Annotated in this window: 24 protein-coding genes; 4 read left to right on the top strand and 20 right to left on the bottom strand. The window is 42.0% G+C overall.

What is annotated here, in order from left to right; all coding sequences use genetic code 11:
- Positions 1-17: 17 nt before the first annotated feature.
- The 8 genes from resA to ASU00_RS15205 all read right to left on the bottom strand — a co-directional run bounded on the left by resA (position 18) and on the right by ASU00_RS15205 (position 7,903).
- A complete protein-coding gene (resA, locus tag ASU00_RS15240; RefSeq protein ID WP_057914328.1) occupies positions 18-548 on the bottom strand; it encodes a thiol-disulfide oxidoreductase ResA in 531 nt (176 codons plus the stop codon).
- A 195-nt stretch (positions 549-743) separates the two neighbouring features.
- Positions 744-1,484, bottom strand: coding sequence for a 23S rRNA pseudouridine(2605) synthase RluB (gene rluB / locus ASU00_RS15235; protein WP_057914327.1), 741 nt, complete (start codon positions 1,482-1,484; stop codon positions 744-746).
- 302 nt (positions 1,485-1,786) lie between these two features.
- Positions 1,787-2,323 (bottom strand): spore maturation protein, encoded by a 537-nt coding sequence (locus tag ASU00_RS15230; RefSeq protein WP_057914410.1) that lies wholly within the window; start codon positions 2,321-2,323, stop codon positions 1,787-1,789.
- Between the two features lie 4 nt (positions 2,324-2,327).
- Positions 2,328-2,921: a nucleoside recognition domain-containing protein gene (locus tag ASU00_RS15225; protein WP_057914326.1), complete on the bottom strand. Its 594-nt coding sequence runs from the start codon at positions 2,919-2,921 to the stop codon at positions 2,328-2,330.
- A complete protein-coding gene (locus ASU00_RS15220) occupies positions 2,914-4,074 on the bottom strand; it encodes a D-alanyl-D-alanine carboxypeptidase family protein (protein ID WP_057914325.1) in 1,161 nt (386 codons plus the stop codon). The genes ASU00_RS15225 and ASU00_RS15220 overlap by 8 nt, the downstream gene beginning before the upstream one ends.
- A 157-nt stretch (positions 4,075-4,231) precedes the next feature.
- Positions 4,232-5,878, bottom strand: coding sequence for an FAD-dependent oxidoreductase (locus ASU00_RS15215; protein WP_057914324.1), 1,647 nt, complete (start codon positions 5,876-5,878; stop codon positions 4,232-4,234).
- Between the two features lie 143 nt (positions 5,879-6,021).
- Positions 6,022-6,585, bottom strand: coding sequence for an alkyl hydroperoxide reductase subunit C (gene ahpC, locus ASU00_RS15210; RefSeq protein ID WP_057914323.1), 564 nt, complete (start codon positions 6,583-6,585; stop codon positions 6,022-6,024).
- Positions 6,586-7,027: 442 nt separating this feature from the next.
- Complete coding sequence (locus ASU00_RS15205; RefSeq protein ID WP_057914322.1) at positions 7,028-7,903, bottom strand: superoxide dismutase; 876 nt, start codon at positions 7,901-7,903, stop codon at positions 7,028-7,030.
- Between the two features lie 351 nt (positions 7,904-8,254).
- On the opposite strand from ASU00_RS15205, the gene ASU00_RS25495 reads away from it, so the two are divergent.
- Entirely contained in the window at positions 8,255-8,392 is a 138-nt protein-coding gene (locus tag ASU00_RS25495) for a hypothetical protein (RefSeq protein WP_161809744.1), read from the top strand.
- A gap of 121 nt (positions 8,393-8,513) precedes the next feature.
- On the opposite strand, the gene ASU00_RS15200 is transcribed toward ASU00_RS25495, so the two are convergent.
- The 4 genes from ASU00_RS15200 to ASU00_RS15185 are packed head-to-tail and all read right to left on the bottom strand — an operon-like array spanning position 8,514 to position 10,832.
- A complete protein-coding gene (locus ASU00_RS15200; protein ID WP_057914321.1) occupies positions 8,514-9,002 on the bottom strand; it encodes a YpuI family protein in 489 nt (162 codons plus the stop codon).
- Positions 9,003-9,024: 22 nt separating this feature from the next.
- Complete coding sequence (locus tag ASU00_RS15195; RefSeq protein ID WP_057914320.1) at positions 9,025-9,441, bottom strand: hypothetical protein; 417 nt, start codon at positions 9,439-9,441, stop codon at positions 9,025-9,027.
- A 55-nt stretch (positions 9,442-9,496) separates the two neighbouring features.
- Positions 9,497-10,078, bottom strand: a complete 582-nt coding sequence (scpB, locus tag ASU00_RS15190) for an SMC-Scp complex subunit ScpB (protein WP_057914319.1) — start codon at positions 10,076-10,078, stop codon at positions 9,497-9,499.
- The gene (locus ASU00_RS15185; protein WP_057914318.1) at positions 10,065-10,832 is read right to left on the bottom strand and encodes a segregation/condensation protein A; all 768 of its coding nucleotides are present in this window, start codon (positions 10,830-10,832) and stop codon (positions 10,065-10,067) included. Before ASU00_RS15185 ends, scpB begins: the two co-directional genes overlap by 14 nt.
- Positions 10,833-11,050: 218 nt before the next feature.
- Between ASU00_RS15185 and ASU00_RS24590 the strand changes: the two genes are divergently transcribed.
- Both ASU00_RS24590 and ASU00_RS15180 read left to right on the top strand, forming a co-directional pair.
- On the top strand, positions 11,051-11,143 hold the full coding sequence (locus ASU00_RS24590; RefSeq protein WP_082630362.1) for a YjcZ family sporulation protein: 93 nt from the start codon (positions 11,051-11,053) through the stop codon (positions 11,141-11,143).
- Between the two features lie 145 nt (positions 11,144-11,288).
- On the top strand, positions 11,289-11,825 hold the full coding sequence (locus ASU00_RS15180; protein WP_057914317.1) for a DUF309 domain-containing protein: 537 nt from the start codon (positions 11,289-11,291) through the stop codon (positions 11,823-11,825).
- Positions 11,826-11,853: 28 nt separating this feature from the next.
- Here the strand turns inward: ASU00_RS15180 and ASU00_RS15175 are convergent, their stop codons facing one another.
- Positions 11,854-12,198, bottom strand: a complete 345-nt coding sequence (locus ASU00_RS15175) for a GNAT family N-acetyltransferase (protein ID WP_057914316.1) — start codon at positions 12,196-12,198, stop codon at positions 11,854-11,856.
- Positions 12,199-12,212: 14 nt separating this feature from the next.
- Positions 12,213-12,368, bottom strand: coding sequence for a hypothetical protein (locus ASU00_RS25490; RefSeq protein WP_161809743.1), 156 nt, complete (start codon positions 12,366-12,368; stop codon positions 12,213-12,215).
- A gap of 371 nt (positions 12,369-12,739) precedes the next feature.
- On the opposite strand from ASU00_RS25490, the gene ASU00_RS15170 reads away from it, so the two are divergent.
- A complete protein-coding gene (locus ASU00_RS15170; protein ID WP_057914409.1) occupies positions 12,740-13,600 on the top strand; it encodes a DUF1002 domain-containing protein in 861 nt (286 codons plus the stop codon).
- Positions 13,601-13,750: 150 nt separating this feature from the next.
- Here ASU00_RS15170 and lysA read toward each other — a convergent pair whose 3' ends face one another.
- The 6 genes from lysA to ASU00_RS15140 all read right to left on the bottom strand — a co-directional run bounded on the left by lysA (position 13,751) and on the right by ASU00_RS15140 (position 19,919).
- Entirely contained in the window at positions 13,751-15,079 is a 1,329-nt protein-coding gene (gene lysA / locus ASU00_RS15165; RefSeq protein ID WP_057914315.1) for a diaminopimelate decarboxylase, read from the bottom strand.
- A 288-nt stretch (positions 15,080-15,367) separates the two neighbouring features.
- A complete protein-coding gene (locus ASU00_RS15160; protein WP_057914314.1) occupies positions 15,368-16,852 on the bottom strand; it encodes a spore germination protein in 1,485 nt (494 codons plus the stop codon).
- Positions 16,809-17,414, bottom strand: a complete 606-nt coding sequence (spoVAEA, locus tag ASU00_RS15155; RefSeq protein WP_057914313.1) for a stage V sporulation protein SpoVABEA — start codon at positions 17,412-17,414, stop codon at positions 16,809-16,811. Before spoVAEA ends, ASU00_RS15160 begins: the two co-directional genes overlap by 44 nt.
- A gap of 40 nt (positions 17,415-17,454) precedes the next feature.
- Positions 17,455-17,877, bottom strand: a complete 423-nt coding sequence (locus ASU00_RS15150; RefSeq protein WP_057914312.1) for a stage V sporulation protein AB — start codon at positions 17,875-17,877, stop codon at positions 17,455-17,457.
- A complete protein-coding gene (locus ASU00_RS15145) occupies positions 17,867-18,463 on the bottom strand; it encodes a stage V sporulation protein AA (protein ID WP_377363295.1) in 597 nt (198 codons plus the stop codon). The genes ASU00_RS15150 and ASU00_RS15145 overlap by 11 nt, the downstream gene beginning before the upstream one ends.
- A gap of 166 nt (positions 18,464-18,629) precedes the next feature.
- The gene (locus ASU00_RS15140; RefSeq protein WP_057914408.1) at positions 18,630-19,919 is read right to left on the bottom strand and encodes an NCS2 family permease; all 1,290 of its coding nucleotides are present in this window, start codon (positions 19,917-19,919) and stop codon (positions 18,630-18,632) included.
- Positions 19,920-20,186: the final 267 nt, after the last annotated feature.

Raw genomic sequence — 20,186 nt, 5'->3', positions numbered from 1 at the left:
TCAAAAACTCCCCAATATTATGGTTTGATTCTCTCCATATGCTTTTGGATGCTCTTTTCTGTCAATGCTCCGGTGATGATATCTATCACTTGTCCCTCTTTATCAATCAAAAAGGTTACGGGTAAAATATCCACGCGATAAGCATTTTCCACTTCCCGGCCTTGATCGATCATGACTGGAAAGGTTAGATCATGCTTTGTGATGAAATTATTGACAGCATAATCGGATTCCCCGACATTGACCGCCAATACCTCAACACCCTGGTCTTTATAGTTTTGATATTGATGTTCCATATACGGCATTTCATATTCACACGGCTTACAATATGTACCCCAAAAATTCAGGAAGACGCCTTTTCCTTTATAATCGGACAGTTTATGTTCTTTGCCTTCCATATCGGTCAAAACGAAATTGGGTGCAACGGATCCTTTTCTAAGACTTTCATTCTTATCTTTAGTGAAGTTCGTATAAAGGGCAAACACTAAAGCTGCACCTAAAAGCAAAAGAATGATGGTTCTGCTTATTAAGCGTCGCTTCCTTTTTTCCATAGAAATCCTCCTAAGGCAACACTAAATTCAACCATACCATTATACCATTTAACACGCTGTCCATTTTTTTGCAATTCTGAAGGTTTTGTGACATTGATTGCCCAATCATGAAAGAAAAAGTTTTCCACCACTCCCATTCTTCATAGGAAAAGAATGGGGAGGTGGCTTCAACTCATTCATACAAAAAATGCTTCCTTACATTCTTCTTTGCTTCGGGTCCGTCGATGCCATGGTTCGCATTAATTTGACTTCATGCGGAGTCAATTCCCGGGAATCTCCTGCCGTTAAGCCGTCCAAGGTCAAAAATCCGTATTGTTCCCGCTTCAATTTGATCACGGGATGGCCAATCGCTTCGAACATCCGGCGAACTTGTCTGTTCCTGCCTTCATGTATCGTGATTTCAACAATGGCCGTTTCCTTTTTTTTGTCGGTCGATAATACCCTCGTCTTGGCTGGAGCTGTCTTGCCATCCTCCAGCTTGATGCCTTTTTCTAGCTTTTTCAAGCTCTCGCGCAGAGGCATCCCCTTCACTTTTGCCACATACACTTTATCCACTTCATGCTTCGGATGCATCAATGTGTTTGCAAATTCCCCGTCATTGGTCAAAACCAGCAAGCCGGATGTATCGTAATCCAAGCGACCAACTGGATAAATCCGTTCATTGATGTAAGGGAAATAGTCCGTTACGACTTTTCTATTCTTATCATCCGAAACGGCAGAGATGACACCGCGCGGTTTATAGAAGAGGAAATAAACAGGTGCTTCTTTTTCAAGCGGGACTTCATTGACCTGAACCTTATCATTGGGACCCACCTTCACACCCAATTCCTTCACCACTTTGCCGTTCACCTTTACCTTACCTTCCAAAATCAACTCTTCTGCTTTCCGGCGGGAGGCCAGTCCAGCATGTGCTATCACCTTTTGTAATCGTTCCATCTATCTTCACCTCATAGTCTAATACTTCGTTTGTCATTGTCTAGAAATACACAATCATACAATTATTACATATGGAGAGACAAAAACAAAAGGTTTTTCGCGATAATGAGCTTTTCTTTTATTATTGCACCAATAATGGGACAGTTAAATGGGTTGGTTTCCATAATGAGTGTAACATAGCTTTTTTTTCCATACAAAAAAAATATTCCTTTTTGATGCAAGTTTTGATTTTATAAAAAAATGCTTGTCCAGCATAAGGAAAAAGACAAAAAAAAGAAATGGGGCGCCCATTTCCTTGACCTTTAATTCATGCCGAAAACGAGTGTCACGACGATGACGGCAGCTATGATTCCGACTAAATCTGCCAAGAGGCCAACCTTTAAGGCGTCGCCCATTTTTTTGATCCCGACAGCCCCAAAATAAACGGTCAACACATAGAAGGTGGTATCTGTGCTTCCCTGAATCGTGGCTGCTAAGCGGCCAACAAAGGAATCAGGTCCATAAACCGATATGAGGTCACTGGTCATGCCTAATGCAGCCGTTCCCGATATCGGCCTAATTATCGCAAGGGGTAAAACCTCGGACGGAAAATGAAGAAATGCAAGCAATGGTTGCAAGAATTGGACAAGGAAATCCAATGCCCCTGATGCCCTAAATACCGAAATCGCCACTAACATCCCCACGAGGAAAGGGATGAGGGAAAAAGACATGTTAATTCCTTCTTTCCCCCCCTCGACGAAGGTTTCATAGGTCGGGACTCTTTTCATTGTACCGTACAGTATTACCGAGAGAATCAATAGCGGTATCATCCAAATTGAAATGGTGGTCATCCAATGCAGCATTCTATTCCCTCCCGTTTCTCTTTCTCCTGTAATAAAAATATCGATCGATCGCAATTCCTCCGATGGCAGAAATGGCGGTGGCTATTATCGTTGGAAAAACGATGTCGGTTGGGGAATGGGCATCGTAATTCATGCGGATCGCGATGACTGTCGTCGGAATCAACGTCACGCTTGAAGTATTGATCGCTAAAAAAGTGACCATCGAGCGGCTGACGGTCGTTTTTCCGCCATTTAATTTCTTTAACTGCTCCATCGCTTTTATCCCCAAGGGGGTAGCGGCATTTCCGAGACCGAATGTATTAGCCATCATATTCGAGAGAATATACCCCATGGCAGGATGATTTGGCGGAACTTCAGGAAATAACCAGCGCATGAATGGCTTGAACAAGGTGGATAGCTTATCAAGCAACCCCGATTCCTCGGCGATTTTCATTAAACCAAGCCAAAAAACAAGGATGCTCATCAAGCCCAGGCAGAGGGTGACCGCTTCCTTTGCACTGACAAAAAGAGCTTTATTCACCTGATCCATCGTCCCATTGATCATGCCAAATACGATTCCGATCACGAACATTCCACCCCAAATATAATTAACCATTACGTTCGATTCCCAACACCGCTTCAAACATCTCAGCCCAAGATGATTGGAATGATTGCTGCTTGAAGCTCTCTTTTGATTCCCCATAAAAAATCGAACGCGTACCTATTTGTTTACCATCGAGATAAATGGAAGCCCTGCCGACCACTTCCGGAATTTTCCGTTTATCTTCCCATGCTTTCTTTGGCTTCAACAATTTCATTTTCACGTTGATTAGTTCGCTTTCTTCTTCCGTTAGCGGGTACGTGAAATCGTTTTTAATATACGCATGATTTTTATACGTTTTATTTTTCATATCCTCTACCGGGCCTTGGGGTAAGATTTCTGTCCGCTTGTAATTCTTAAAAGCAGATTCATACATTTGAATATGATCATTCCAATCATCCGGTCCATTCAATGTCACAGCAATCAGATCATGTCCGTTTTTTGTTGCCGTCGTGACCAAGGTCCGTTTTGCCAGCTTCGTATACCCGGTTTTCCCACCTGTGCAATACTCATATAATTGTGTAAGAAGGCGGTTTTTGTTCTTCCATACATAATCCCATTGTTCAGTTGAATTAGGGGCTCTATGCTCCTTTGTGCCGGCAATCTTGGCATACGTATCATTTTTCATCGCATAACGAGTCAATATCGCCATATCATAAGCTGTTGAATAATGGTTTTCCGTATTATCAAGCCCATGCGGATTCGAAAAGTGCGTATTTTTCATGCCGATTTCTTCCGCCTTTTGATTCATCAACCAGACGAATCCATCCAGGCTGCCGCCAACCTTTTCGCTGATTGCGACGGCAGCATCATTTCCTGAACGCAGCATCAACCCATAAACCAAATCTTCGAGCTTGATTTTTTCGCCTTCTTTTAAATAAAGAGAAGACCCCTCCGTCCCGAAAGCATTGCTGCTTACCTTTACTGTTTCGTCCATTTGTCCCGATTCAACAGCGAGGATTGCCGTCATGATTTTCGTAATGCTTGCTATGCGATTCTTTTCATGAGCGTTCACTTCATAAATGACCCTTCCGCTTTCCTCATCCATCAGGATCGCACTATGGGCACTGACGGCTACATTTGCTTTGGCGCGTTGTACAGGTGCTACAAAAGACAACAGCAAAATGACAATACACAAACTCGATAACCCTTTATATGGAAAACGCATGAGTGCCCCCTCGTCTCTTTACTTGTTTTTGTACAAGTTTATGCAAAGGGACAAGGGTTATGAATAAAAGTATGTAACCGTTCAGGAAATCTCCTAATCTTCAAAGGGAATTTCAAAAAAAAAATCGATAGGGACCCCCTATCGATTTACCGTTTTATCATACTAATAATGCAGCGATCTCATCGATTTTCTTCGCTCCGAATACGACCTCTTCATCATTGATGATCATGGCCGGCACACTCATGACCTTATATTTCTTCTTAATTTCCTGGAAATTACTGATATCGACCATTTCCGCTTCAACGTTCGGATTTTCAATGGCAATGCGCTGTGCACCGACTACAACATCTGGACAGTAATGGCAGGCCAATGAAACCATAACCTTAATGTTCGCTTTTCTATTGATTCCCTTAATTGCATTCAATACAGATGATTCCAGAGCCTGACCAGGTCCAGCTAAATTATAGATAGCCAAAATGAACGAATTCAACTCGTGGCCTCCTGGTACACCGTGGTATTTGACGCCACTGTATTCACCATTCGAGTTTAAGAGGGAAACGACTGGGAACTTATCTGCGTTTACTTTTTCTTCAAGCTCCGTATTTTCCCCTTTGTTGTATAACTCAAGATGTAGCTTATCTCCCAATTCGGCAACATCCAACAAGAAGTCTTTCAATTCGACTGATTTTGGCAAACTTTCATCAACGATGGACACCATGGTAACGTCGCTCTCCATTTTGCCGAAGATCCCCTTCAGTTGGCCACGTAACGCATCGCTTAATAAAGCACTCTTTCCTGCTGGGACTGCAGCCTGTTCTTTTTTCGCTGGTTTTTCGGCTTCTGGTTCATCTTTGATTCCTAAGCGATCTTTTTCCTCAGCGATATATTTGTCAGCATCCGTTGCGGCAATCGCACCGTCAGATACTGCGGTGATAATCTGTCGCAGGGATTTTGGCCTTAAGTCGCCAGCCGCATAGACACCACTTACATTCGTCTTCATATCATCATCCGTCAGAATGTAACCTTTATGGTCCATTTCGATATGCCCACGAAAGATTTCCGTTTTCGGCTCGTACCCGATAAATACGAATACCCCGAACGTATTATCTTCTTCCTTCGCTTTATATTCAAATTCTTCTTTGGTCTTGTTATTGATGAAACGGGCACTTTGAATCATCCCGTCTCCATGGACCCCCAGGATTTCCGTGTTGAATTTCACTTCGATCTTATCGTTTGCGTTTACTTTATCGACAATCGAAGGGGCACATGAGAAGCTTGATTCACGGGCAATGATGGTAACTTTCGTAGCAAATCTGGTCAAGAAGATCGCTTCTTCGGCGGCTGCATATCCAGCCCCGATCACGAAAACTTCCAGCCCTTCAAAGAATTCGCCATCACACGTTGAGCAATAAGCTACACCACGTCCTGTAAATTCTTCTTCACCGGGAAATCCAAGTGTTCTCGGAGTAGCACCGGTTGCAATGATGACGGCGCGTGCATGATAGTCCCCGCCAATGGTGCTAACGACTTTTACCTCACCTGAGAAATCGACGCCGCTTACATCAGCTTTAGTGAATTCGACGCCAAAGTCTTCATTTTGAAGCTTCATTTCTTCCACTAACCTTGGGCCGGAAATATGGCGAATTCCAGGATAGTTGGCTATTTCAGATGTAGTTGCAGCTTGCCCTCCACCCGTTCCTTTTTCGAGGATGATGGTCTTTAATTTAGCCCTACCTGCATAAACGCCCGCGGAGAGGCCTGCAGGTCCGCCGCCAATAATCAATAAATCATATATTTTTTTCATTTTTGTTCTCCTAGCTGAAATAATAATACCGTGCCGAACTGATTATTTTGAAAAACAAAAGGCACTTATTTTAGGTAAGTGCCTTTTGCCACTAGATACTTATTAGAAATGGATGGTCCCCATTATCATAGATTGATCAAGAATTAAAGTTTACCTACAAGGTCTAGGCTTGGTTCTAGAGTAGCTTCACCTGGAGTCCATTTAGCTGGGCAAACTTTATCTCCGTGTTCTGCTACGAATTGTGCGGCTTGCACTTTTCTAACAAGTTCTTCTGCATTACGGCCAATTCCTAGGTCGTTGATTTCATAAGCTTTAATTTGTCCTTCTGGGTTTACGATGAATGTTCCACGTAGTGCCAATCCATCTTCTTCAATCAATACGCCGAATTGACGGGATAATACGTTTGCTGGGTCAGCTAACATTGGATATTGGATTTTGCCGATTGTATCTGTAGCATCAGCCCAGCCTTTATGGCTGAAATGAGTGTCCGTGGAAACGGAATATACTTCACAGCCAATTTCCTTGAATGTTTCATAGTTATCTTGAAGGTCAGCTAATTCTGTTGGACATACGAATGAGAAGTCAGCTGGGTAGAAAAAGAAGACGGCCCATTTTCCTTTAACATCTTCAAGTGTAACCTCTTTGAATTGTCCTGCATGATATGCTTGTACTTTAAAATCTTCAACTTGTTTATTAATTAATGACATATTAAATTCCTCCAATAGCTATTTTTTATGTACTAGTGTTTATAATAATTATTAAGTAGAAATTAGTCAATAAATATACCAAAATAATTTTCAAGTTCATAAATTAGTCACAGACTATATATTGATATAACTGTATTCAAGTGAATTGCCCTTCATACTTTAAACTGGCACATTCCTTGCCTTTCCAATGCTACCTCAAGGTTATGTCCTGATATAAACTCATTGATTGGAAAGTTGACATTCCCTCCGTTTCCATTCAATATCCATTCCCAAATGAGAATCGCTGCACCTTCGTCCTCTAAATTTTTCAGATCATTCTTTTATAACATGACCATTTTCCCCTAAAAAATTCTTCATCCAGAATGTCAAACAAAAAAAACCGAACCATTACGGCCCGGTTCCCTCTAATTCACAATTTCGATTTCCTTTTATGCTTTGCCCTCTATTGTTTTTTCCAGATAAGCTTCTTCGCCTCGGAGAACCTCACCTCCGTTTGCGGCCAGTTGACAACGTTCCACCAGTTATTCACATAGCTAGCACGATCATTTTTATATTGAAGGTAATAAGCATGTTCCCATACATCAAGAACAAGGATTGGAATCGTATCCCATTGGGTCAGGACCATATGCAGCTCCGATTGGAGTATTTCAAGCCGCCGCGCCCGTGGCGCCCAGACTAAAATCGCCCATCCAACACCTTCAACCTGTTTGGCCGCTTCGCTAAAATGGTTTTTAAACGCTGCAAAGCTCCCAAAATCCTTCTCTATCTGTTTAAGTAAATCCCCCTTTGGCTGCCCGCCTCCTCCTGGTATCATTTCTTCCCAAAATAATGTATGGAGATAATGACCTGACCCATGAAAGGCGGCTTCCTTTTCCCAATGCTTCAGCAAGGCATAATCTTTCGTTTCCCTCGCTTTTTTCATCATCAGCTCCGCTTTATTCAAACCATCAACATAGGATTGATGATGCTTATCATGATGCAGCCTCATGATTTCCCTTGAAATTATCGGTTCTAACGCTTCATAGGCATAAGGTAATGGCGGGAGTGTATGCTTACCTATGGGGACGGATTGCCTATCATTGCTCCTGAGATCCAAATCGATTTCCTTAATTCCAGCATAAACCCGTGACATCTCTTCTTCAATCACAACCATATCCTCATAATCCATTTCTTCCTCATCCAAATCCTTGGTCCACTGGGAAAGCCGTTCGATATTTGCCAGCAATGACGAATCGGTGATATCGATCTTCTCGAGGTATTCCATGATTTCATCAAGCCAATCACTTACCTCTTTGGCATACTCTCTTACATCAGACATCTTTCAACCTCCTTGTAGCCTTATTGCACATAAATCATCAACGTATTTTATGTTTCAATTAGGCGGAGATTCCATTTTATGAATAAAAAAAACAGAAAGGTCCGTAAAACCTGATGTCAGACTGTAGACAAACTCGATGTAAATGGCTATCGCGCGTACAAATCGCCCAAACACATCTGCCAAAACTTGCTCATCTTTATCACGGTGTATAAAGCAAAGGATATCAAAAAGTGGTGACACGACATATCTAACTAACGAATGGGAAAGTTCAGATTCTCTGCGTCATTCAACAAGATGTAACACCTATCTATGAAGCGAAACGTAAATAAACGATATTAGCGGGTATTCGAGATGCAAAAGAAAGACATGATAAGCATTGGACGCTTTTGGGGACTTAGAAAATGGTCAATGCATGCGATACATCCCACCGCTGCAATCAATTTAAAAAATATGGCCAATTGGGCAGGGAAAGAGGCTAAAGCGCCCTAACATAGTTGGCCATTCTCTTATCTTAAGGCAAATATTCAAAGGGAATATCAAAAGGGGTTCGGAATTTTTGAATTCCTAACCCCTTTTATCAACAGTCTGACAGCAAGGCCTGCTGTTTTTTTCATCTTGACTGTAACATTTTCGTTTTGTAATCCGTTTCATAAAACTCCAAGTCTTCACGCATGGATTGGAAACCGCTCTCTAAGGTCTTCATTATCGATATGATGCTATCTGGTACGCTTTGGTGAAACTTAATCGAGTTCTTACCTGTATAAGCCGATCTGCTGTCCTCGAACCAACGATCTGATTTTGGGGAAAAGTATTCCTCGATACATTGATGATAGACTCTATAAAGCGTTTTTTCAGCTGCAGCTTTATTGAAGTTTTCATTTTTAAGAACGATTTGGCAAGCATCCAAGCCTTCTTCACAACTTACAAGCATTCTTCTTATACTAGAAAGAATCCCTTTATAATATGTTTCATCGCCGATTTTTTCCTCTTGCAGCTTAGAATAGGTCATCTCATTCATAAATCCTTCTAGCTGAGCCACCGTCACTTCTAAAAATCTTTTTACATCCTCAAGCTGAGATTTTACCAATGTATTCCCCAACCGTGAACCCTCCTCAAAATGATTAATATTGGATATAATAGTCAACAGGTGATTCTATATCATATGGTTTAGCTTGGTCAATTGATATAAACACTTGCTCCAATTTATGAAAATCAATATTCTCGAAATAACGAGCTAACTCTTTTTCCGAATTTATATACAATCGTTTTCGGCTGAACAAACTTTGGTCTTTGAGTAGACAGATCAAAGCAATGATATCAGCGATATAAATCTCCCTTTTAGGGCTTTGGAATATGGGATTGGCGGGATAGGGCGTCCAGTGAGTGACCATTTCATCGAAATAGCGGAGATATAGGACATTCAATGTCTTTTCTTCTCCACCCTTTATGTATTTTATAACGGATCGATTAAAAAATTCCTCAGGCGAATTCGACTTTTCCTTTTCAAGCCCAAATCCATTGCACGCAATAATTCTCACCTACGATCCCCCCACATTCAGTTTTTTCTATATTATCACAATTTAAGGAAAATTGTTATTCGATTGTTTGCTGAAATTTTTCAAAAAATAAATCCGCTTCACCATTTTCAAAGCCGTCATCCGATTGATCGGCAAGAGGCGGCAGTTCATCAATTGAATTGAGTCCGAAGTAATCCAAAAACTCCTTTGTCGTTCCATACAAGTAAGCCCTGCCCGATCCTTCAGCACGTCCGACCTCTTTGATCAAGACTTTCGTAACGAGTGTATGAATTGGACGATCCGTTTTTACACCGCGAATTTCATCGATTTCAGCCCTTGTAATCGGCTGTTTATAGGCAACGATTGCGAGTGTTTCCAATGCCGCCTGGGATAATCCTTGAGTGCTTGATGTTTCAACAAGTTTTTTCAAATAATCCGAGTGTTCCTTTTTTGTCGTCATTTGATATACCCCTGCAATTTCAATCACCTGGATCCCGCGTACATCCGCTATATATTCTTCTTTCAATCCTTCAATGATGTCGGTTGCTTGATATTCCGTTATATCGAGGACAGAAGCAATCTGTTTGACGGAGAGCCCTTCATCTCCAGCAGCAAACAGCAATGCTTCCAGTATCCCCTTCCAATTAATAACTTCCAACTGTCTCTACACCTTCCTTAGCTCCAATCATGATTTCGGAAAAATTATCTTCCTGTTCGACGATGATTTCATTCAGCTTCATCAGTTCCAGTACCGCCATAAAGGTGATGACGATATGTTCTTTAACCGGAACCGAAAACAGTTCGAAAAAGCTCTTCTTCCCTTTTATCGATTGTAGCTCGATCATAATTTCATCCATCCGTTTTTCTATTGATATCTCTTGTTTCGTCACTTTCGTGTATAGCGGCTTTTGTATTTTTTGCCGGCGGAGCAGTTTTTGCAGGGCTCCCAACATATCATATAGACTTATATTCAATTCCTGCTTATCACTTTCCGCTTCCATGGCATACACAGATAAATCACTTGGAGGTTTAGTGAACATCAAGCTTCGTTCTTCCTCCAACCCTTTAAATTCTTCAGCTGCATGTTTATACTTTTTATATTCTAATAGTTTCTCCACAAGTTCATCCCGTGGATCCTCTTCAAATAATTCTCCATCTTCATCAATCAATTGTTCATCTTCATGCTTTGGCAGCAGCATTTTACTCTTGATGGCAAGCAGCGTTGCAGCCATTACCAAATATTCGCTGGCGACATCCAATTCAAGGTGCTGCATCGTATGGATGTAACCTAAGTATTGATCTGTAATATCAGCCATCGGAATATCGTAGATGTCTATTTCCAGGCGATTAATTAAATGCAGGAGTAAATCCATCGGACCTTCGAACGCATCAATTTTTATATTATAACCCATTAAATTACCCCATTTAAATCTAATTGGCCTAGGTTAGGCCTATTTTCTTTTACTATTCAAGTATAGTGGATTGCCGGCCTTTATCCAATCATAAAAATTTTGGAACTAAGAAAGTTCTTAAAGGGATTTAAAACAATTGGGTCAATGCCCAATCACTTTATTAAATTCAACATAACCTAGAAATGTAAGAATAGCAGAACACAAAGGAGGTACTCATTATGGGTGCAGGTGGTTTTGGAAGCGGCGGCGGATTCGCGTTTATTGTAGTATTGTTCATTTTGTTAGTTATCGTCGGTGCTTCTTGGTGTTAATGGAAGGCTGATGAATCAAGCTGATTGCTTAGCAATCGGCTTTCTTTATTTTCCAAGAAAAAATTCTATGCTACACTTAGACATATATAAGGCTAAGGGTAATAAATATCATTTCCTTAGCATCAAAATATAAGGGAGGCTCCTAATGAATTACGCGGAAGATTACCTTTCTTTCCTTGTCCATTTTCACGGGTCAAGGGATTACTTCGAATGTCATGAAATCCTAGAGGAATATTGGAAGGAAACCGCCCCAAAAGAGCGTGACTCCCATTGGGTCGGCCTCATCCAAATTGCCGTTGCCCTGTACCATGATCGAAGGGGAAATAAAAAAGGGGCTGCAAGGACCTTAGCAAAAGCGATGGCAAATCTCCACGCTAAAAAGCCCGAGCTCCTCAAGTTGGGACTTGATTCCGAGAAGCTGTTGGAGATGCTCGGCGATGTTCATGAACGGATGCTATCCGAGAGCCCATATGAAAGCATCAACCTACCGATTGCAGATCTTCGCCTGATCGAGATATGCCGATCACTGTGCTTGCACGAAGGCTACATATGGGGCAGGGATAGCGACATGGGTAATGCGGCTTTAATCGATAAGCATCTTATGCGCGACCGATCGGATGTCATTTCTGAACGGGCCCGGCAATTAACCCTTCGGCAAACAAGAATGGAGGACCGCCCTTAAAGGTGGCCCTCCATTCTCACTTTCCCATTCAGCCCTCTTCACACCGGTCAAGAAAGCTTTCCGTAAACTCGTTTGCCTTTAATTCTTTGTCAGGATATTGCTCTTTAATAGCCCTGACCATCGTTTTACCGATACCTTGCTTTCGAAAAGATGGGTTTACAGATATATGCTGTATCTCAATGTGATGTTGAGAAACTTCGATTCCGATCAAGCCTGTAATCTCTTCATCTTTCCATAAGAACAGCTGTAGATTTTCATCTGTTTCATAATTCTTCATCGTATTCCGGAGCACTTTTATCTCTTTTTCATTTGGCATGAAAGATAATAACCCCATGGCAAACTTCTCATAGCTTTTCTTATACTTAATCAACATAATATCCCTCGTTACTAAATAACGTTTTTATTATCTACCTGATTCCCATTGATTGGCTTGGCATTTATAACATTTCCATCATACATAAAAACCTCGTTCGTTTCAACATCACTTTCAGCACTTGATTTATGGATGTGCCTTGTGCTATGTACTACGCGATAAACAGCCAATATACGATTCCCCACAAAAAAGCGATGGCAAGCATCATAATTAAAAGAGTCCTATTACGTTTCGTCATTCCCTACTTCCTTTAACTGTCCAAATAGTTTAATACCTCTTTCATTTTACTATAACTTAACACAATCTTACAAATATCGCTTGCAATCTTGCTTTGATTTTACTACATTGATAAAGTGCTCTTCATTCTATAGTTCATAATATGTGTCTTGAATGTTGGTTAAAAAATATTTTTTATGAAAATATGTATCTTTTTTGTCCTTTGTTTCGTCCAATACTATGAACCTTTTTTTAAAGCGCATCCCTTTAGATGAAAGATTCGATTACAGCAAGGAAAATGTTAAGGAGGATTACGATGAAAAAAATGAATAAATGGGTCATTTTGACCATATTATTATGTCTATTATTGCCATATAAGGCCTTTGCAGATGCAGCTGTTGGTGAAATGATCGTCACTCTTGGCGAAAATTTGTCAAAAGAACAAAAGAATATGATTTTGTCGGAAATGAAAGCTCCCAATGATGTAGAGGTTCTAACGGTAACGAATGCGGAGGAACATGAATACCTAGGAGATTATATCGCCAGCCGGTTAATTGGTACAAAAGCGATTTCCTCTTCTGCCATTACCTTGGAGGAAAAAGGCACTGGGCTTAAACTCGAGTCGAAAAACATAAACTGGGTCACCGATGAAATGTATATCAATGCCCTTGCCACCGCTGGTGTGAAAGATGCCACCGTTTATGTCACTGCTCCAATCCCCGTTTCCGGTACAGCAGCTTTGACAGGGGTCATTAAAGCATATGAGCTTTCTTCCGATAAAAAAATCCCGGAAGACGTGAAGCAGGCAGCCAACGAAGAAATGGTTAAAACAGCTAAATTGGGGGATGAAATCGGTACGGAGGAAGCATCTGCACTCGTAACCAAAATAAAAGAGAACATGGCTGAAAATCCTCCGGCCAATACCGAAGAAGTACGCGATGTGGTCGAATCTTCGGCGAAAGAACTTGGCATCTCCTTGAATGATGCTCAAGTTCAAAGTCTTATTGACCTATTCAATAAGCTGAAAGAATTGAATATCGATTGGAATGCAGTCGGTGATCAGCTTACCGCAGCAAAAGATAAGCTTTCCAATTTTCTTGAATCCGAAGAGGGTCAATCATTTTTGGATAAACTGAAAGAAGTCTTTAGTAGTTTAATAGACGCAATCAAATCATTTTTCAACTGATATCAATTAAAAAGGCATCGGAATGGTCTCCCTTCCGATGCCTTTTTTGATGTTTCACTGGATTTGAAATGAAAAAAAACTATAGAGAAACCGAACTTTCTTCGAGTTTCCCTACAGTATGAAAGGGTGATATCAGCCATCCCCTTTTTATTATTTCTTATGTGTGACAGCTTCTTCATGAAACGGCAAATCCAAATGAATGAGATCTTCGAAGGTCTCACGTTTGATGACCAAACGTGCTTCCCCATTTTCGACGAAGACGACTGCAGGTCTTGGAATTCGATTATAATTATTCGACATCGAATATCCATAGGCCCCTGTGCAAAAAACTGCCAACACATCCCCTCGTCCTGCTTTTGGCAAAGGTAAATCCCAAATCAGCATATCCCCGCTTTCACAGCATTTACCAGCGATGGACACAGTCTCTGCTACAGGGTCAAGCGGACGGTTTGCCAGGATGGCATCATACTTGGCTTCATATAGTGCTGGACGTATATTGTCACTCATGCCGCCATCGACCGCAATATACTTACGGACATTAGGCACTTCCTTTTCAGAGCCCACTTTATATAACGTCACACCGGCATCCCCGACCAATGAACGGCCAGGTTCGATCCAGATCTCAGGCATCTCCAAATCAGAATCAGCAACCAAGTTCTGCACTTCCCTCACGATTTCTTCAACATATTGAGAAGCCGGCAACGGGTCATCCTCTCGCGTATACCGAATCCCGAAGCCACCGCCGAGATTCAAAACCTTTGGTTGAAAACCGATCGATCCGTGCCAATCATTCAGCTTGCCGATGATTTTTTGAGCAGCAAGAAGGAAGCCGGTCGTTTGAAAGATTTGCGATCCAATATGGCAGTGCAACCCCAGAACCTCTAGCCATTCGCTCTGCAGCGCTTGTCTAAGGGCATCTTCCGCCTGGCCATTAATAAGATCGAAACCAAATTTGGAATCCTCTTGCCCAGTCAAGATATAATCATGCGTATGGGCTTCGATTCCTGGCGTTACACGAAGAAGGATTTTCACCTTTTGTTCACGGTTTGTACAAATCTCTTCTAACAGTGTCAACTCTGAAAAATTATCGACTACTATACAGCCAATTTTATAATCCAAAGCCATATGTAGCTCTTCTACACTTTTGTTGTTTCCATGAAAATGAATGCGTTCAGTTGGGAAATCCGCCTTAATGGCCGTATACAATTCCCCTGCCGAGACAACATCGAGAGAAAGTCCCTCTTGATCAGCCAATTGAATCATGGCAATGGAAGAGAAGGCTTTACTTGCGTAAGCAACTTGAGCTGGAATTCCCAATTCTTCAAAGGTCCTCTTGAATCCTCTTGCCCGTTCACGTATTAGCTCTACATCATAAACATATAAGGGTGTCCCGAATTGTTCGATCAATTCGATCGTATCCACCCCGCCAATCTCCAGATGTCCACGCTCATTGACACCACCGGTTCCGTACAAATGCATGATACCCTCACCTTCCTGACTTAGAAACTAAAGATTAATAAGAAATGAGGCAGCCTCTAACAAAGAAACCCCCGATATATGTCAAGGGTTCTCCATATCGACAAGCCTCATCCGAATCAATCGTCATCCCATTTACATATTGTTTTCTCTGACTGCTCAGTAGTTCGAAGGGAAAGCCAGATTGGTTTAACGTCAAAGAGTCATGAGGCTCTATCTGTTTGTGAAACCTTAACTTACCGCTTTATCCGAATAAAAATAAATTACCACAACTGTTCGACAACATCAACCTTAAGATTTTCTCGGCTGCCTATATTTATCCTGGGGATGCACAATACTTGGACGTTCCACTGATCCTGGAAAAGGTCTTCTAAATATTATATGTGACAAAGCTTTCGGTTGAAATGGGATAAGCGGCCATAAATAAGGTGTATTTAACGCCTTTATGCCAGTCAATAGGATAATGTAGAGCGTGATGCCTATGACCAAGCCAGGCACTTTAAATAAAGCAACCAGCACTATCAGCATTAAACGGGATATTTTATTCGCTACACCGAGTTCCAGGCTAGGAGTAACGAACGTGCCAATTGTCGCCACGGAAGCGTAGAGGACCACTTCAGGGACAAATAGCCCGACATCTATCGCTATCTGTCCAATGAGGACTGCGGCAACCAAACCCATTGCCGTCGAAAGCGGCGTCGGGGTATGGACGGCTGCCATCCTTAGAAATTCTATCCCGATATCGGAAATGAAGATTTGGACAACTGTGGGTATATGGGTTTTTTCATTCGGCCCGATATATTCGAACTTGTCTGGCAGAAGGGAGGGCTCTAAACAAAATAATAGCCAAATCGGCAGCAAATATAACGAAACGAAAATCCCCAAAAAACGTGTCCAGCGCACCAGCGTTCCAACTGCGGGCGCCTGCCGGTACTCCTCGGCATGCTGCATATGATGGAAAAGGGTCGACGGGGTAATGATGACACTTGGGGAGGTATCCACATATATCAGAACGTGCCCCTCAAGTAAATGCGTTGCCGCAACATCAGCCCGCTCGGTATACCGTACAAGCGGGTATGGATTGTATCTTTGCTTGACGATGAATTCTTCGATCGTTTTATCAGCCATCGTTAATCCATCCACTTCAATACCTTCCAATTCCTTACGAACGATATCGATTAAATCAGGGTCGGCAATGCCTTTTATGTAGCCGATCGATATATCCGTTTTGGAACGTTCCCCAACATGCAACATTTCAAATCGTAATCGTTCATCCCGGATCCTCCGTCTCGTTATCGCCGTATTCACGATGATGTTTTCGACAAAACCATCCCTCGAACCGCGAACGACTTTCTCCGTATCCGGTTCTTCAGGCTGCCTTCCTGGATAACTCCTGACATCTACGACCAATCCTACTGGTTTACCATCGACAACGATGACGATCAAACCAGATAATACTTGATCGACAAGCTCATCCATCGTACTTATTTCTTGGACGGATTGGTGTACGAGCAAGCCTTTGACCACATCAAAAACTTTTGTCGTGATGATTTCCGTGTTTTTATTATGAATTAGCGAGTCAAGGATTTCGATGATGTATTCCGAATCCGTCAGCCCATTTATATAGTAGATATGCACATCTTTTTTTAGGACCTTTATCTTTCTTACGCCTAAGTCAAAGCTGACGCCCATACCTACTTTCTCTTCCATGTAGGCGTCTACTTCCGCTACCCTATTCGGAATCGGTTTCATGTTTTGCTGTTTTTCTGAAGCCATCATGACCACTCCTTTCCAATATGATTTCCACCGCTAGCTTCGTGATCGGTGCACCTCTTTTACAGTCATCCTGATGGGACATTTTTCCGATATCCCCTATCCCCACTACGATGGGAACATGCAATTCATCAATGCAATACACCGTATCGCCTGTAATCTTGCCTAACTCGAATTCCTCGGCACCGTATTTATCTACGCCATTCGGTGTTAATTTCCCATCTCGGTCGATACAGACATCAACCTTGGTCCATTCTTCCCTTCTACTCTTTGAAGCGACCGCTATCACTCCGAGGACATTTATATCAGGATGTCCGGCGACCACTTTCAGCGCCTGTTCACCCGATCCTTCACCGATAAAACCGCTATCATCAAACATGACCAATACTGGGTCATGTTTTGCCTTTTTTATTAATTCAACTAGCTCCAAGCCCGTATATCGTGATGGATTACCTTGGGACATGGAGATACATCGCCCGCCGATTTCCTTGGCTACAAGTTCCACAGCCCGTTTCGCATACTCATCTCCATCCGTAATCAGTATTACATTTCGTTTGGTCACCATCTTGGGCCTACCTTTCATCAGGAATAGTTACCTTAAAAACTTACAAATCGACAAAATAAATCCACTGATATAACGACCCGGCGATCTTTCCCAAAACGAGTGCCATTAACAGATAAATGATTTTCTCTTGAATGCCGATTCGCTTAGATAGTACGGGAAATACATTGAGAACCTCGGTTAAGGCTGCTGCAAGCATCCCATTAAAGATTCCGTCAGCCAAGCCGATTGGAATCAACAAGAAATGCGGAAGGTAAAACTCCGTTTCTTGCAACCCAAACCATGTTCCCGCAACAACACCGGCGATGATCGCTCCTTCGTAGTAATGAATCATTTTCATTGTTTTTGTCAGCTGAGTCAGTCTTGGAATCACCCCTAGTACCGTTAAAAACGCTACAAACCCGGCACCTGTCGCGAAGCCACCGGCTAAACCGACAAAGATTCCGAAGATAATCTTACCTGTCATCAAGGTGGCGCACGTTCTCCCTGTTTTCATTCATGGTGACATAACGATCCAAATCCTGCTGATAGTTGAACATTTCAACCTCAAGCGGACTAGGTTCCTCATTGAAGCGTTTTTTAAAGAAGTGATTGAAAAATAAGATCATCCCAATTCCAAGGCCAAAGCTATACGGAATTTGGATCAATAACGGCTTTTCTTCCACTTTTCCCGTTATGATTGTAAAGATTTTTTGATGCACTTCCCCCATGCTGACATCCACATGAAAATTCATAATGGTCATCGCACCACCGACGAACAGTAAGAACCAGACTAGTGCGAATGTAAGAAATGACATTTTCTTTTTCGTAAGGATGATTTCGATGATCGTTTGGGATGGCCCGAAGGTCTCCACTTCTATATGCGGATCCACTTTCCGAATGGCCATGATCACTTGGGCAAAATCGATGACGATGATATTCCTATCTTCCTTCTTCACGGTAAGTAACAAGATTTCTTCAATTATTCGAATCTCATCTTCAGACCCGATTATCCTTGCTATATCTTTAATCCTCACCGCCTGATTTCCGTTTACTTGTACACGGTTCCTCATCCTGATATATACAACCGCCACGTCCATCACATCCCGACCTTTTATTTCCTTATGCTAGTAGTATGGATTGGAAACAGATTGAAAATGCAGGAAGTGATGCATGTCCAAATATTACTAATTACAAAAAAAAAAGACACGCTGCACTTACAGCATGTCTTTTAATAAATTAATGGGTAGGGAAGAAAATGAGTTGCAGCATAAATATCAATCCAAAGATATAAATGAGCGGATGAACCGATTTCCCCTTCCCACTGAATACCTTCATAAGGGGATAAGTAATGAAACCTATTGCTATGCCTGTCGATATGCTTGACGTAAGCGGCATCGTTAAAATGATTGCGAACGCCGGAAATGCCTCATCGAACGTTTTCCAATCGACTTTCGCCAAGCCTTCCATCATGAAGCATCCTACGATAATCAAAACAGGAGCAGTGATTGCTGAAACTGACGAAATCGCAGATATTAACGGAGAAAAGAAAATTGACGCAGCGAACAGAATTGCCACAACAGTAGCCGTTAACCCGGTACGTCCGCCTGCAGCCACACCCGTGCTCGACTCAACGTAAGCAGTCGAAGGGCTTGTTCCAAACATCGAGCCGACTGTCGTAGCAATTGCGTCACCCAAAAATGCTTTTTTGGCGCGAGGCATTTTGCCGTCCTTCGTGAGTCCGGCCTGTTCTGTCACGCCAATCAAAGTACCTGTCGTATCAAAGATCGTCACCAGTAAAAAGGCGAAAACAACCGAATATAATGAATGGGTGAAAACCCCAGCAATATCGATATCGAAAAATACCGGTGTAGGTGGCACGGATAAGACGCCATTGAAATTGAGCAAGCCGATGAAGTAGCCAATGACTGCCGTAACGAGCATCCCAATGAATATCGCCCCTTTAATATTGCGGGCCATCAAGATCAAGGTAATGAACAAGCCAACTAATGCTAAAACGGTTCCTGGCTGATGCAAATCACCGAGAGTTACCATCGTTGATTCATTAGGGACAACGATCCCTGCGTTCTTCAATCCGATAAACGCGACGAACAAACCGATTCCGGATGTGATGCCATACTTTAATGAGTTTGGAATGGCATCCATGATCATTTTACGCAAACTCGTCACGCTAATTAATAGAAATAGCAAGCCTGCAATGAAAACCGTCCCAAATACTGTCTGATAAGAGAGGCCCTGCGCCCCCACTACACTAGCAAAATAAGCATTCAAACCCATTCCTGGCGCTATCGCAATCGGATATTTTGCTACGAGCCCCATAATGAGGGTTCCTATGACTGCTGATATGACTGTTGCCATGAACACCTGCTCGAACGGGATTCCGATTGAAGACAACAAAGCCGGATTCACGATAATGATATAAACCATAGTCAAAAATGTCGTAACACCCGCCGTCACTTCCGTACGGACATCCGTTCCATTTTCTTTCAGGGAGAAGAATTTTTCCATAAACATATTTAGACCTCCAGATCTAAAGGAAACACCGACAACCGTTTGCATGCAAAGACATGGTGCCCTAGAATTGTACTGCAACGACGTTTTTCAACTGATTCATTCATTGAATGATAGAAAAAACGAATGAAAAAAACGACCTTTACTATAATATTCGTTTTTAATTGTAAATTCAACAAAAAAATTTAATTATCAGCGATATTTTTTATCCTTCACGGATGAATCGGTAGCCATCACTTTTACTTTTTCCAAAAATCGAGATTT

The sequence above is a fragment of the Peribacillus muralis genome (genome assembly GCF_001439925.1).
GTDB lineage: Bacteria > Bacillota > Bacilli > Bacillales > DSM-1321 > Peribacillus > Peribacillus muralis.
This window is presented reverse-complemented; position numbering and strand designations above follow the sequence as displayed.